This is a genomic window from Chryseobacterium proteolyticum (assembly GCF_046591535.1).
In the GTDB taxonomy this organism is placed as follows: Bacteria; Bacteroidota; Bacteroidia; order Flavobacteriales; family Weeksellaceae; genus Chryseobacterium; species Chryseobacterium proteolyticum.
On record NZ_JBJLWK010000004.1, the window covers coordinates 1 to 15243 of the forward strand.

Sequence of the window (15243 nt, forward strand, 5' to 3'; positions counted from 1 at the left end):
CGAACACAGAAGTTAAGCCCACCAGCGCCGATGGTACTGCGACAAGCGGGAGAGTAGGTCGCCGCCAGTTTTTATTAAAAGTCTCATACATGAATTTGTATGAGACTTTTTTGTTTTATAACTATACCTATACACATCTATACCTACCATACCATAGGAATAAATGATAAATGATCATTGATGAATTATAAATGATAAAAGATCATCCATCAACCATCAATCATCAACTATCAATCATTATTGATTAACAGACAAATTAATAGGGCTCATTATCAATCATCATTTATTATTTATCATTCATAATTCTTCACTCCTCACTGGTATCTGCTAAATGACTTCTCTACAATTTCTCTGGCATTCTTTTCTACATTCTGATAAGAATAAAAGCCGTAGATGGTATCGTAGTTTATTTCTTCAAAACGTTTTTCGATTCTTTTAATTTCATTCAAAGGAAGAGGAATTCTGTTGGGATAGCTTCTCATTGTGGCAAAATGATTCATAGATGGGGAAAGATACATGGTATCCCCAATTAAAAGCGTTCCGTTTTCGCTCATCCATGGTATTTCTATGACAGAACTTCCCTCAAAATGGCCACCAATATTGTGAAGCTTTAATTGATCCCATAGATTAAGCTGATGACCGGTCCAGTATTCTACAAAATCACCTCCATTTACAACCCATTCTTTATCGTTTTCATGAATATAAATTTTAGAATTAAAGGTATCTGCCCACATTTTCATATTGGAATAATAGTGCGGATGAGAGAAAGCAATAGCTTTTAAGCCTCCTTTAGAATTAATAAATGCAATAGCTGACTCATCAAGAAGGGGAATGCAATCCCATAATATATTTCCGTTTTTAGAAAGTACCAGCAAGGCCCGCTGTCCAATAGAAAACCTTGGATTAACAACCAGTTCGTAAAGGTTATTATTCAGTTTTTTAATTTTTATGCTATGCTTTTCCAGAAGCTTTTCATGGGTAGTCCACGATTGTCCGCTTTGAGGGACTGATTGTCTTTCGTCATTACAAATTAGGCAAAGATTGCCCTGATAGCTTTCCGGATATTGTATACCACATTCCGTACACATTTTAAGATGGTTATCATTCATAAAAAAGTTTTTATTAAAAATACATACTGTTCAGTGATCGGTATGTTATTTTATATAGATTTTACCTATCCTTAAATTGCGCTTAACTGCTCCTGGATAAGGAAAGATTATCTTTTCAATTAAAAACCCTATCTAACTTTAGATAGGGTTTAAAACATCTTATTATGGATAAGAATTATTTGATAACTTTCATTTCATCAATCAGCCACTTGGAATCGGCAAATTTTTCAATGATGAATAGAATGTACTTGGTGTCAACCATGATGTTTCTGCTAAAACGGGGGTCATAATTAATATCACTCATAGTTCCTTCCCATTGTCTGTCGAAATTTAATCCTACTAGATTTCCGTAAGCATCTAGAGCCGGACTTCCTGAGTTTCCTCCTGTGGTATGATTGGTTGCCGTAAATCCTACAGGAACATCACCTCCCTTATCTTTATAATTTCCAAAATCTTTTTTATTGTAAAGATCGATTAACTTTTTAGGAACATCAAATTCATAATCTCCCGGAATGTATTTTTCTATAACTCCTTCCAAATGAGTTTGATAACCATAAGAAACAGCATCTCTCGGATTTGAACCTTTTACTTTACCGTAAGTCACACGAAGTGTGGAGTTGGCATCAGGGAAGAATTTTCTGTCTTTATCGGTCGACATTTGTTGTTGCATGAATTTTTTCTGCAGCGCATCAATTTTTGTCTGGATTGAGGTATACTGAGGATCAGCTGTTTTTGAATAAGTGTCTTTGATATTTGAAAATAATTGATAAACAGGGTCTTTTTTTAATGTTCTTACCAGTTTATCCTGATTAGAAAATGCCTTGTCAATATCTGCACTTAAAGAAGCTCCATTTACAGCTGTTCTGCCGGTAATGATAGAGTTTTTAGAAATCTCTTCGATATTCTGAATGTTCTGTGCTTCGTTTTTAAATTTATCAAATCCCTCTGGTAAAAACTGAGCGTTTGTTTTGTTGGCATACAGGGCAAGGAGCTTTGCAGTTACTTTTGCATCAAGCTCCGGACTGTAATCTTTATAGAAAGAAGTCAGCTTATTTTTAAATGCTGTAATCTCCTTCTCATCCATTCTTCCTGCTTCTACGGATAAGATATAGTTGGAATACATATTAGCTAATGCTAATGTCTCAGCATTTTTAATTAACTCAGAATAATATGCATTATTTAAAGCATAAGGAGCCTGCTCAGTGTATAGCTTATTCAGCTGGTCTAATGTTGTTTTGATTTCCGGATTTTTAGCTACCAGAGATCCTTCGTACATTACTTTCTTTTCTACAGCATTAGACTTTTTCAGGCCTTCTACTTCTCCAATCCATTTTTTCCAGTAATTTGCCACTGAAGCATATTTAGAAGCATATTTAATACGTGTTGCATTGTCCACACGCATTTTTTCATCCAAAGTCTTTAAAGCGACATCGCGGACTGCAATTTTTGCAGGATCAATCTCATTCATGATTTTTTCAACTGCAATTGATGGAAGATACTCAGTGGTTTTTCCAGGAAAGCCAAATACAAATGTGAAATCATTTTCATTCTTATCCTTGATGGAAACAGGTAGAAAATGTTTAGGTACATAAGGAACATTATCTTTGGAATATTCTGCAGGCTTATTGTTTTTATCTGCATAAATTCTGAACATGGAGAAATCTCCCGTATGCCTTGGCCATACCCAGTTATCCGTATCACTTCCGAATTTCCCTATACTTTGTGGCGGTGCTCCTACCAAACGGATGTCTTTATAAGTTTCTATTGTATAAGCATAGTATTTATTTCCATAATACATAGGCTTTACCGTGATAGACTGATAATTTTCTATTTTTTGAGAATTCTTGTATATCTCAATATTGTTGTTGATTTTTTTCGAAAGATCAGGTTCGGAAAGATGATCCGTACCCTCCAGAATTTGATTGGTTACTTCTTTGATATCTACAATAAAATCTACTTTTAATCCGGGATTAGGAAGCTCGGTGCTCATATTCGTTGCCCAGAATCCATTGGAAAGAAGATCATTTTGTACTGTAGAATGTGCCTGAATTTGTCCAAAGCCACAGTGATGATTGGTTAATAAAAGTCCTTTTGGAGAAATAATTTCTGCTGTACAGCCACCGTTAAATTGAACAACGGCATCCTTAATACTGGCCTTTTGAGGATTGAAGATGTCTTTTGCAGAGATTTTCATTCCCAGGTCTTTCATTTCCTTTTCATTCAGCTCCGTTGGAATCCACATTCCCCCATATTGTTGGGCAAAAGCCATTGCGGCAGGCAAAAGAAATGCAGATAAAAGTATCTTTTTTATCATAATCAAAAATTTTGTCCAATTTACGAAGAAAATTAGGATTATAAGTTACAAGTCATCCTGAAAACGAGGTAGATTCATAGATAATGGCATTTAATATTTTGTATTAAAAAATATAATGGGATGGATCCCGTTATTTAATGACCAGAAACAAATAATATTTTTTATGGAAAACAAAACTTTTTTATCCGGAACTGTACTGGCCATATTACTGGCTTCATGTTCACCCAAAGAAAAACAAAGAGAAATATTTTCTGCCCCGGAAACAGATTCAGCTTCGATCCAAAAACCATTGGATTCAGTGGCTGGCAACTCTTTGATTGATGGGCATAACTCTCAGAATTCATTGGATTGGAACGGAACTTATGAGGCTGTGGTTCCATGTGCAGATTGCCCGGGGATCAAAACTTCTCTCACATTGAATAAGGATAATACGTTCCATATTACAGAAGAATATATCGACAGAAAATCAAAGAATGAAGATAAAGGAACCTTGGAGTGGGATAAAACGGGCAGTATTGTGACTTTAAAAGGAAAATCCGCTAATTACAAATACAAGGTCGGTGAAAACCATCTTACTCAGCTTGATTTGAATGGAAAGGAAATTACCGGTCCCAATAAAGATCTGTATGTTTTCAAGAAAAAATAAAGGCTGCTGCCTTTATTTTTTATTTTAAAATTGATAGGACATAATTTTAGGGTCATTCATCATTTGCTTAATCAAAAGCTCGTGTTGCCGGGTATTCCCCGTAAGTCTCCAGGTCGTAATTAAACTGTCTTTGGAATATTGCTGTCTCATGATAAGAAATTTTAAATGATTATTCCTGAATAATTCCTCACAATGACTGATGTGATCAGAAGCGGAGATAGATATTTTATATTCCCTGATTTTATGATTATTGTCGATAAAATTCTGCAAATAACTTAACGAGCTCAAGACAAGAAGAACCAATGTAGTGCCCAGCAACGAAAAGTATACATATCCTGAACCGACAGCCATTCCTATTGAAGCAGTTGCCCAGATGGTTGTTGCCGTTGTAATTCCATCGATTTTATTATCTCCTTTGAAAATAACTCCTGCTCCCAAGAAACCTATACCGGTAATAATATTGGCTGCCAGACGATCCGGATTCTGAACTCCTATTTTGATTGATAATATGGTGAAAAGACAAGATCCGAAACATACCAGAATAAACGTACGGAGTCCTGCAGACTTATTTCTATATTCACGTTCAGCACCGATAAAAAGCCCGAGCATAACTGAAATAAATATCAGTATCAGTTCATTTTGAATGGAATAGTGATCTTGTAGAAAATCCATGGGTGTATAATTAAAACCTTGAATAAAAATACAATAAATTCTTACGTGATCGTTCAAGCATATAAAAAAAGACTGCTTCTTAAGGCAGTCTTTCGTTTATTGATGTAAAGTGATTTAATTTTTTATGAATTTCTGTACCATAACCTGATCTTTTGTAAACAATCTGATCATATAGCTTCCTTTAGCAAGTTCAGAGATATTGACAGAATTATTGCTTACGCTTATTGAATTTAAAATCCTCCCTGCTGTATCATAGATTTCTGCCTTTACAACTTTCTCTTTTGACTTAATGAATAAAACATCTTTTACCGGATTCGGATAGATACTGAACTGGTCTTTATCATTAGTAATTTCGGATGTTCCTAAGGTATTCTGAACAGAAGTTGTAGCAGTATTCGTAATGATAGGTGCGTTATAATCAAAATAGATCTTGGCAGTATTACTGAAACTATCACCAATATTTAAAGTGGATTTTGTCTTAATTTTAAATGAAACATATCCGTCATTATTCGCATTATCAAAAGGAAGCTGAATGTTTTCAAAAATAAATTCGACTACATTTCCATTGATTCTCGTTACAAAATTATGGCTACCATTCAGTGCAACTAAGCTGGATATATCATATTTTGAAGTATCGATCTCATCCTTTACGACAATGTTTTGAGCATTGGCCGTTCCTGTATTCTCAAATCTCATCAAATAATGAACATAATCTCCGACTTGTGCCTGAGTGATAGAAGAGCCTTCCAGACAGGTTTTATCATTAGGATCAAAAGAGTTGACAACGATTTGGTTTAATGTAAATGTATTATCTGAAGGAGTATCATCTGTAGCTCCGTTGATTTGTGCTGTGTAATGCAGTACATCACCACCGTTTAAAGGAGGAGTCTGTGTAGGAGTATTCAATTTAAAGGTTACTGTAATTTCTTTAGTCTCAAAAGGTAAGATATTGTTGAAATTCCAGGATAAGATTCCAGTTGACTGTGAATTAGGAGCAATCGTGGAGCTTAGATAATTCATTAGATTGTCATTGAAATTATAAGCTAAGGTTCCTGATTGTGCGGAAGTTCCTTTATTTCTGTAAACAATTTTATATTTTGTATCAAATCCAGGTCTTGCTGATTCAATTGGAATAATCATAATTTCCAAATCATTATGTATTCCATTAGCCGTTAAACAAAAGTTTTGTGTAAATGGGCTTGCTTGAGTAGGAAAGGTGGTTATTAAATTTGCTGGCGAGACATTAAAGTAAGTAGGATTTTCGAGTATAGGACTAATAGTGTGAGTTCCAGCTTGTAACGGTATGAAATGGACACCTGCCGAATTTGCAATAAAATTAGCAGTGGAAGACCCACTTGTAACCAAGAAATTTTGAAATGCTTTTCCTGGATCCGAAATATCACAGCCATTATTGTTGGAATCGTATTTTGTGTCTCCATTTATGGTGTAAAAAGTTCCACCAGGAGTAAAAGAACAATAAGAATTAACATTAACATTAGTATAACCATACATATTCAAGTAGGATAAAACAGCATTGGTATGCTGTAAATCACAACATACATATTGTAATTCTGAATTATCATCAATATTGAAATTATATGGAACACCTTGTCCTCCATTTTTAAAATTTAAAATCTTTATATTGTTATCCGAACAATCTAAGTAAGAAAGTAAAGGATTAGAACTCAAATCTAATAGTGTGAGTTGGTTCTCTGAACACTTTACAGTTGTAAGAATAGGAAAACCTGTTAAATCAATACTGTTAAGAGCATTTTCATCAACATCAAAAATTTCGAGCAATGGGGATCCGGTTACTGTCAGGTTTGTAATTTCATTATCAACCAGTGAAATACTTTTTAGTAGTGGGTTGTTAGATATTGTTACATTAGGAACTGTAGTGCTATAATTGGAGGTAATTTCTGTGAGCAATGGGTTATTGGAAACAGATAAAGATTGTATGTCCGGGCCAAAAAGGGAGATTTTTTTTTAAATCATTACAGCCACTAATATTTATAGTATTATTTAACCATGAATAACCATAACTTGAAATCGTAACTTCTTCTAAATTATTTATACCGCTTAGATTAATATTACTTAGCAATACTCGTTCTAAATTTAGGACTTTGATATTTGGGCAACCTTGAAAATTTAAATAATTTAAATACTCTGAAATAGACAAATGTGTTAAAGAGGGAATATTTAAAGTAAGTGTCTGGAAATTTCCACCTTGAATATTCAATTTCTTAAGACCGGTACAATTATCTACATTAAACGCTGAAAGATAATAACCAGCAGCAAATAATTCTGTAAGGGAAGTCATCCCGCTAACATCAAAAGAGGTGAAGTTATTGTTCGGTATAAATTGTACAGAGAGTTTCGTAAGATTTGTGAAGCTTTTAATACCTGTAATATCGCCGATTTGCGATCCCACTGTACTCGTTGTTCCATTAATATCAAGAGTTTTTATTAAACTTGCTTCGCTAGCCTGAATTTCGTTGTCGCCGTTAAGATCTATAGCAACAGGATTGTGGTTAATATCGAGAGCGATATAATTTGTATTATTTGCAGATAATAAATAAGATTTAAAGTTCGGATCTGGAATATTTAAGATTTGTGCTTTAAATATAGGCAGAATACTTACGAAAAGAATGAGGTAAAGTTTTTTCATAAATTTTATTGGTTTATCATTTTTTATGTGAGTTATTTTAGCATTGCTTAATTGCTATTTAATGGTATCTAAAAAATATACTTAATTGAAATTAATTTTTTATGAATTTCTGTACCATAACCTGATCTTTTGTAAACAATCTGATCATATAGCTTCCTTTAGCAAGTTCAGAGGTGTTGACAGAATTATTGCTTACGCTTATTGAATTTAAAATCCTTCCTGCTGTATCATAAATTTCTGCCTTTACAATCTTCTCTTTTGACTTTATGAATACAATATCTTTTACCGGATTCGGATAGATACTGAACTGGTCTTTATCATTAGTAATTTCGGATGTTCCTAAGGTATTCTGAACAGAAGTTGTAGCAGTATTCGTAATGATAGGCGCATTATAATCAAAATAGATCTTGGCTGTATTACTGAAACTATCTCCGATAACCAAATTAGATTTTGTTTTGATTTTAAATGAAAGATATCCGTCATTATTCGCATTATCAAAAGGAAGCTGAATGTTTTCAAAAATAAATTCGACTACATTTCCATTGATTCTCGTTACAAAATTATGGCTCCCATTAAGAGCAACTAAGCTGGATATGTCATATTTTGAAGTATCGATCTCATCCTTTACTACGATATTTTGAGCATGGGCCGTTCCTGTATTCTCAAATCTGATTAGGTAATGAACGTAATCTCCAACTTTTGCTTGTGCAATTGAGGTTCCTTCAAGGCATGTTTTGTCATTGGGATCAAAAGAATTAACTACAGGTTGATTTAAAGTAAATATATTATCTGTTGGTGTATCATCTGTACCTCCATTAATCTGTGCTGTGTAGTGCAATAGATCTCCGCCATTTAAGGGTGGTGTTTGTGTTGGTGTGTTTAATGTAAAGGTTAATGTAATTTCTTTAGTCTCGAAGGGTAAAATATTGGTAAAATTCCAGGATAATATTCCGGTTGACTGAGTGTTTGGAGCAATCGTGGAGTTTAGATAATTCATTAGATTGTCATCAAAATTATAAACCAAAGTTCCCGATTGTGATGTGTTACCTTTATTTTTGAAAAAAACTTTATATTTTGTATCAAAACCTGGTACAGCAGCAGTCACAGGAATAATGATAATTTCTAGATCGTTATGTGTTCCATTGGCGGACATGCAAAAATTTTGAGTAAGGGGACTTGTTTGTGTAGGGAAATTTGCAGTTACATTTGTTGGTGAAATATTAAAATAAGTAGGGTTTTCTAATACAGGTGTAATGGTATAATTGCCGGCTTGAACTGGAATTGAATAATTTCCTGAAGCATTTGCTATCATATTACCGGCATTATAAGGATTTGTTATTGAGAATTTTTGAAACGCTTTTATAGGATCATTGATATCACAACCATTATTATTGGAATCATATTTCGTGCTTCCCTGTATGGTATAAGAATTTCCTCCGGGAGCAAAAGAACAATATGAGTTTAATACAACATTAGGCTGATTGTAATAATTGACCAGTGCATTTATCGCTCCCAACTCGATATCATCAACGCATATATAACTTAAACTTGGTGTGTTTGAAAAATATGGAGTTGCTCCTTGAGTATAGTTATTTTTTCCGTTCTTAATATTAAAGCTTACGAGATTGGGATTATTAGAAAAATTAAAATTACCAAGCTGTGTAAGTTGTCCCACATCAATAGTAGTAAAAAGATTATAATCAATATATAAATTTGCCACATTAGGAGCCTCCCCAAACGGAATGGTTACAAGCTTATTATGTGAAGCAACAATGTTTGTCAAATTATTATTGTTATTTAAAATTAATGTTGTAATTAAATTATTATTACATTCTAAAGTGACCAGATTTGGGAAATTGGAAATATCTACCGATACTAATTGATTTCCACTACATGAGAGACTTTGTAGATTGGTGGAGTTAGTAATTGAGAAACCAGAAAGTTGATTGTTAGCGATAGATAAAGTCTGCAGACTGTTCAAATTATCAAAAGAAACGTTAGTAAGATTGTTGTTGGCTACATGTATAAGTGTAAGGTTGGATAATCCTGTTATTTGAAGATTAGTCAAAGCATTATTAAAAGCACTTAAAGCCGTAAGATTGGTAAACTGATTGATACCTGTAAGATCAGCAATCATATTACCTGTTTGACCGGGAATAAAAAGTTCTGATACATTCAATGCTTCTGAAACCTGAATTTCACTATCTCCGTTTGTATCAATTACAATTTTTTGGTGGTTATTGTTGTATGCGATCCCGTTTGTTGTGTTTGCTGACAGAAGTTTGGCTTTAAAATTAGCATCTGGAATATTCACAATCTGTGCCTGAAACATAGCAAATATAATCAGAGAAATGATTAAGTAGATTTTTTTCATGTATTACTAGTTAGTAGTTATTTTTTTATTTTAAAAAGCAAAAATAAGCCATCAATAGTATATATCAATGGCTTATTATTTAATTATTGTTAAAATGTCTGTTTTTTTTTATTGATTTTCTATCAAATCTAAAAATTGTTGTTCATCAAGGATCTCAATAGTCCCGATATCCTGAGCTTTTTTCAATTTAATGCCGGCTTTTTCGCCCACAACAAGATAATTAAGGTTTTTAGAAACCGCGGAAATATTTTTTCCACCATGTTTTTCCACCATATCCTCTGCAGATTCTCTTGTGAACAGAGACAGTTTTCCGGTGAACAGGAATGTTTTTCCATCAAGAACATGGGATAAAACTTCATTGGTATTTTCTCCTTTTTCAAGCTGAACACCATAGGTTTTTAAGCGTTCAATCATTAAAATATTTTCCGGATTATTGAAGAACGCTTCAATACTATATGCAATTTTACCTCCTATATCTTCCACCTGACACAATTCTTCGGCAGTTGCATTTTTCAGGTCATCAATAGTAGGGAAGTTTTTAACCAGTTTCTTGGCAACTGTTTCTCCTACATGTTTGATACCGATTCCATATAATACTTTCTCAAAAGGAATTTCCTTAGATTTTTCAATTCCTGAGATAATATTTTGTGCCGACTTTTCAGCCATTCTTTCCAGCGGAAGTAATTGCTCTTTGGTTAAAGTGTAAAAGTCTGCCGGATTTTCAATTAATTTTTCCCGGTACAGTTGTTCAATGGTTTCGCTCCCTAAATTTTCTATGTTTAAAGCCTTTCTTGAAACATAATGAATCATTCTTCCTACTACCTGCGGAGGGCAGTGAAGTTCATTCGGACAGAAATGAATCGCCTGATCTTCCACTTTTATAAGTTCGGTTCCGCATTCAGGGCAATGTTTAATGTATTCGATCTCCTTGCTTTTTTCTGTTCTTTTGTCTTTGTTGACGCCCACAATTTTAGGTATAATTTCACCTCCTTTTTCTACATAAACAAAATCGTGTTCATGCAGATCCAGCTTTTTAATGATATCTTCATTATGAAGAGATGCCCTCTTAACAGTGGTTCCTGCCAATAGAACAGGTTTCAGATTAGCTACCGGAGTAATGGCTCCTGTTCTTCCGACCTGATAGGATACACTTTGTAATTCCGTTTCTACTTTTTCAGCTTTAAATTTATAGGCCATTGCCCAGCGAGGTGATTTTGCAGTATATCCAAGCTGTCTCTGCTGTTGTAAAGAATTTACTTTTAGTACAATTCCATCAATTTCAAAAGGAAGATTATGTCGTTCTGTATCCCAGAAAGTAATGAAATCTTTTACTTCATCTAAAGTTTTACAAAGTTTTGCCTGCTGGGAAGTTTTGAAACCCCAGGTCTGAGCTTTTTGAAGCAATTCCCAATGCGTTTCTGCCGGAATTTCCTCGGAAATAAACTGATACAATACAGAAGAAAGCCCGCGTTTTCTTACCTCACCACTATCCTGCATTTTCAAACTTCCGCTTGCCGTATTTCGTGGATTCATAAAAGGATCTAATCCTTCTTCCTCTCTTAGTTTATTGATTTTATCGAAATTTTTTCTCGTCAGATATATTTCCCCACGCATGAAAAAACGATACGGAAAATCTCCTTTCAATGTCAAAGGAATATCTGAAATAGTACGTACGTTAGCAGTGATCTCATCTCCTTGGAAACCGTCTCCACGAGTAACTCCCTGTATCAGTTTACCATTTTCATACAAAATAGAAATAGAAGCACCATCATATTTTAATTCTGCAACAAATTCCACGGGGCCGGTAATCGTTTTAATAATTCGCTTTTCCCAGTCTTCAAGATCATCAAAATCATAGGAATTATCCAGGGAATACATTCTGAACTGATGCTGAATAGTAGGAAAGACTTTAGTGATCCCACCTCCAACACGTACACTGGGAGAGTTGGCATCATAAAATTCCGGGTGCTTTGCTTCGAGATCCTGAAGTTCCTTTAATAATTGGTCAAACTCAAAATCTGAAATGGTAGGTTCATCCAGTAAATAATAATTTTCATTATGCTGATGAAGTTCTTTACGAAGCTGTTCTATCTTTTGTTGAATGTTTTCGGACATTGCTATTTTTTCTTTTAAGCAAAAATAGCTAAAACTAATATCATTAAGAAAATAACATAATTAAATAATATGGATACATTAAAAATTTGTAATACATGATAAGTTGTTGATTGCCATTTATTTATTTTATTTGTTAGTAATAGCTTAACATATCGTTCTAATTTAATTAAAGAAATGTTAAAATTTCCTTAAATAGCAAGCTTGTACAGACCCAATACCTTTGCCCCAGCTAATTTGAAAAGATGAGAAAAGTAAAGATTGTATTGGGATTATTGTTTTTGAGCTTTGGTACAATGGCTTATGCACAGACCACACAGGCATCCATTACCGGAAAAATCACCGGGACTAAAGCCCAGGAAAAAGTAAAGGTAACCATCGTTAATGAGTCTACAGGTTTTAGAACAGAAACTGAAACCAATTCAAAAGGAGAGTATATTTTTAAAGAAATTCCTCTTGGTGGTCCTTATACGGTTATTGTAAACGATGAAAAAAGAGAGGGCTACAATGTCAATTTTGGAGATCAGGTTACCGTAGATGTTAATCTTGGGGATCATGAAAAGGTAATTGAAACCGTAGTTGTAACGGGAAACCTTAAAAATAAGATCGGAAATCTTGGTGCGGCAACAGCTATTTCTGCTAAAAACATGGGAATATTGCCAGTTAATGGAAGAAACTTTACCAATCTTACAGAATTGTCTCCGTTAAGTGGAAAGGGAGGGAATTTATCAGGACAATTAGGATCTTCAACCAACTTTACCATCGATGGAATGACTGCCAAGAATCCAACTTCTGCAGGATCTACAACAAGCCGAAGTGGCGCACCTTATTCCATTTCAATTGAAGCAGTACGTGAATTTAAAATTACGACCAACCAGTATGATGTTACATTGGGAAGAAGTGGTGGAGGTACAGTGAGTGCTGTAACGAAATCAGGAACCAATACCTTTACGGGAAGTGCCTGGGAATATCTGAGAACAGGATGGTTATCCAGCAAATATGATATCAGGGGAAATGAAAGGGTGAACGACTTTTCAACCTCACAGTTCGGGGTATCTTTAGGAGGTCCGATTATTAAAAATAAGTTGCATTTCTTTGCCGCATGGGATCATCAATTGGATTCCAGGCCTTTGATCATTGCAGATGTAAGAACTAAAGATGATGCTTTAAGGTTTAATGTAACCAATGAAACACTTAATCAGGTTTTAAATATTGGGAGAGCTAAATATGGTGTCGGAAATACTCCGCAATTCGGAAGCTTTGATAAAGTAAGGAATTCTGATGCCGGATTCTTGCGTTTAGACTGGCAGATCAACCCTAAAAACTTATTAACCTTAAGAAATAATTTTACTTATGATTTTAATAAAAACGGACTAGCAGATAACACGGCCATCAATTTTTTTGAATCTTATGGAAATGACAAAAACCTTGATAATAGCTTATTATTAACATTAAGATCAAATCTGAAATCAAATCTCACCAACGAATTAAAAGCACAATATTTATATACTTACCAGAACAGTTATCAGAACAATCAGCTGGGGCATGCTGTTCCAAGGGCAATTGTAGAACGTGTACCGTCTACCATTGATGGAAAGGACCTTACAACCAATATCCAGATCGGCGGACACCGTTTCGGACAGGAAAGCTTTAGAAATAATGTATTCCAGATCGTAGACAATTTATACTATAATACAGATAAGATTAAATATACAGCAGGTATCGACCTGATGTACACAAAATCAAAATCTATTTATGGTAGCGAGGTGAACGGAAGGTTTCAATTCTTAGGAATTGATAATTTTAATAACCTTACGCCTTACAGGTTTTACAGAGAGGTTCCTTTAATGGATGATCCTTCTGTAAAATCGAACATTTGGAATGTTGGCGTATATGGTCAGATTCAAACAAAAATTGCTAAAGGACTTGACTTAATGGCTGGTTTAAGGCTGGATTATGGTGGATATCCGAAAGCCGAGCTTAATCAAAAGCTATATGATCAAATGGGAATCAGAACCGATAACCGTATTAAATCATTCGTTATTCAACCCAGATTTCAATTTGACTGGAATATCAATGAAGAAAGTAAAAACTTCTTGAAATTTGGTGCAGGAATCTTCTCTTCGGATATCAACAATTATATGGTGATCAACAACCTTGTATTTGACGGAAGACACTTGGCAACGGTAGATGTGACTGGTAAAGATGTTCCTGTCCCGAACTTCACCAGCTATAGGGATGATTACGGAACTGTTCCTACTTTATCGCAATATCAGATTCCTACCATTAATTACACAGGTAAGGATGCTAAAATTCCAATCGTTTATAAGGCGAATATCTCCTATACTCACTTCTTTAATGAAAGATTCAGAGCGGGTGTTGCTGCTTATGCTGCCTTAGGAAGAAACAATTATTTCTATTATGACAGAAACATGGTAGCCAATCCTTATTTTACACTAAATAATGAAGGGGGAAGAGGTGTTTTTGTTCCTTTGAATACAGTAAATGCCAATGGAACTGTTGATTGGAAAGCAGGCAGAATTAATAATAATTTCGGAAGGGTACTTGAACTTGTAAGCGACGGGAAAGTAAATCAGTTTTCGTTTGTATTTGATACAAGTTACCGTTATTACAAAGATGGAGAAATTACTGCAAGCTACACATGGTCTGATATCAAGGATAATACCTCATATAATGGAAATGTTGCCAATTCTGCAACTTTATCCACAATGGTTGAAAGTGACCCGAGAAATCTGAGAATGACATATTCCGATAATCAGTTCCGTAATAAAGTGGTATTGTATGGGAATTCACCCACCTTCTTTGGATTTACCGTAGGTATACGATATTCAGGGATAGGAGGAACTAGATTCTCAGTGACTTCCGGAGGAAATACGAACGGAGATTTTGTTGATACGAACGATCTGGCATACATATTCCCGAATCTTACACAGACTTTAATTGATAACCCTGAAGTAGGTAAAGCATTGAAAAACTATATCAGCGATTACAATAACAAAATTGCTGAACGTAATGGAGGTAAGAACGGTTTCTATGGAGTATGGGATATCCGTATTGCTAAGAAGATCAAGTTTGAAAAAATTGGTGGATTTGAACTTTCAGTTGATATTTTTAATGTTGCCAATCTTCTTAATAAAGAGTGGGGAGTTAATAAATCCTATGGAAATACAGCATTGTATAGAATTACAGGATTTGATGCAGCAACACAACAATATCAATACAAACTGAATACCAGCGGATTAGAACCTTTATCAGGTAATCCTTACCAGATTCAGTTAGGAGCGAAATATACTTTCTAAAATTTTAATACTACCTTTATGTCAAAGT

9 protein-coding genes and 1 rRNA gene are annotated in these 15243 nt (G+C 34.4%); 3 read left to right on the forward strand and 7 right to left on the reverse strand.

Annotation, left to right across the window (positions count from 1 at the left end):
* A 5S ribosomal RNA gene (gene rrf / locus ACJ5H0_RS23160) occupies window positions 1-70 on the forward strand; the annotation flags it as partial.
* 244 nt (window positions 71-314) lie between these two features.
* On the opposite strand, the gene ACJ5H0_RS15720 is transcribed toward rrf, so the two are convergent.
* Entirely contained in the window at window positions 315-1109 is a 795-nt protein-coding gene (locus ACJ5H0_RS15720; protein ID WP_411250375.1) for an MBL fold metallo-hydrolase, read from the reverse strand.
* Window positions 1110-1284: 175 nt separating this feature from the next.
* Complete coding sequence (locus ACJ5H0_RS15725) at window positions 1285-3423, reverse strand: S46 family peptidase (protein WP_411250376.1); 2139 nt, start codon at window positions 3421-3423, stop codon at window positions 1285-1287.
* A gap of 163 nt (window positions 3424-3586) precedes the next feature.
* Here ACJ5H0_RS15725 and ACJ5H0_RS15730 point away from each other — a divergent pair, with 163 nt between their 5' ends.
* Window positions 3587-4069, forward strand: coding sequence for a copper resistance protein NlpE (locus ACJ5H0_RS15730; RefSeq protein ID WP_411250378.1), 483 nt, complete (start codon window positions 3587-3589; stop codon window positions 4067-4069).
* Window positions 4070-4093: 24 nt separating this feature from the next.
* Here the strand turns inward: ACJ5H0_RS15730 and ACJ5H0_RS15735 are convergent, their stop codons facing one another.
* The 5 genes from ACJ5H0_RS15735 to ligA all read right to left on the reverse strand — a co-directional run bounded on the left by ACJ5H0_RS15735 (window position 4094) and on the right by ligA (window position 11898).
* On the reverse strand, window positions 4094-4741 hold the full coding sequence (locus tag ACJ5H0_RS15735; RefSeq protein ID WP_172284681.1) for an MgtC/SapB family protein: 648 nt from the start codon (window positions 4739-4741) through the stop codon (window positions 4094-4096).
* Window positions 4742-4855: 114 nt separating this feature from the next.
* Window positions 4856-6670, reverse strand: coding sequence for a DUF7619 domain-containing protein (locus ACJ5H0_RS15740; protein WP_411250380.1), 1815 nt, complete (start codon window positions 6668-6670; stop codon window positions 4856-4858).
* A gap of 4 nt (window positions 6671-6674) precedes the next feature.
* A complete protein-coding gene (locus ACJ5H0_RS15745; RefSeq protein WP_411250382.1) occupies window positions 6675-7409 on the reverse strand; it encodes a hypothetical protein in 735 nt (244 codons plus the stop codon).
* A gap of 91 nt (window positions 7410-7500) precedes the next feature.
* Window positions 7501-9783 carry a DUF7619 domain-containing protein gene (locus tag ACJ5H0_RS15750; protein WP_411250384.1) on the reverse strand — a complete coding sequence of 761 codons (2283 nt, stop codon included), beginning with the start codon at window positions 9781-9783 and terminating at the stop codon, window positions 7501-7503.
* A gap of 108 nt (window positions 9784-9891) precedes the next feature.
* The gene (ligA, locus tag ACJ5H0_RS15755) at window positions 9892-11898 is read right to left on the reverse strand and encodes an NAD-dependent DNA ligase LigA (RefSeq protein WP_411250386.1); all 2007 of its coding nucleotides are present in this window, start codon (window positions 11896-11898) and stop codon (window positions 9892-9894) included.
* 242 nt (window positions 11899-12140) lie between these two features.
* Here ligA and ACJ5H0_RS15760 point away from each other — a divergent pair, with 242 nt between their 5' ends.
* Window positions 12141-15215 carry a TonB-dependent receptor gene (locus ACJ5H0_RS15760; protein WP_411250388.1) on the forward strand — a complete coding sequence of 1025 codons (3075 nt, stop codon included), beginning with the start codon at window positions 12141-12143 and terminating at the stop codon, window positions 15213-15215.
* The last annotated feature ends 28 nt before the right edge of the window (window positions 15216-15243 follow it).

Coding starts and splice junctions, on each gene's coding strand:
- ACJ5H0_RS15720 (WP_411250375.1), bottom strand. CDS start 1,109: ATGAATGATAACCATCTTAAAATGTGTACGGAATGTGGTATACAATAT.
- ACJ5H0_RS15725 (WP_411250376.1), bottom strand. CDS start 3,423: ATGATAAAAAAGATACTTTTATCTGCATTTCTTTTGCCTGCCGCAATG.
- ACJ5H0_RS15730 (WP_411250378.1), top strand. CDS start 3,587: ATGGAAAACAAAACTTTTTTATCCGGAACTGTACTGGCCATATTACTG.
- ACJ5H0_RS15735 (WP_172284681.1), bottom strand. CDS start 4,741: ATGGATTTTCTACAAGATCACTATTCCATTCAAAATGAACTGATACTG.
- ACJ5H0_RS15745 (WP_411250382.1), bottom strand. CDS start 7,409: ATGAAAAAACTTTACCTCATTCTTTTCGTAAGTATTCTGCCTATATTT.
- ACJ5H0_RS15750 (WP_411250384.1), bottom strand. CDS start 9,783: ATGAAAAAAATCTACTTAATCATTTCTCTGATTATATTTGCTATGTTT.
- ligA (WP_411250386.1), bottom strand. CDS start 11,898: ATGTCCGAAAACATTCAACAAAAGATAGAACAGCTTCGTAAAGAACTT.
- ACJ5H0_RS15760 (WP_411250388.1), top strand. CDS start 12,141: ATGAGAAAAGTAAAGATTGTATTGGGATTATTGTTTTTGAGCTTTGGT.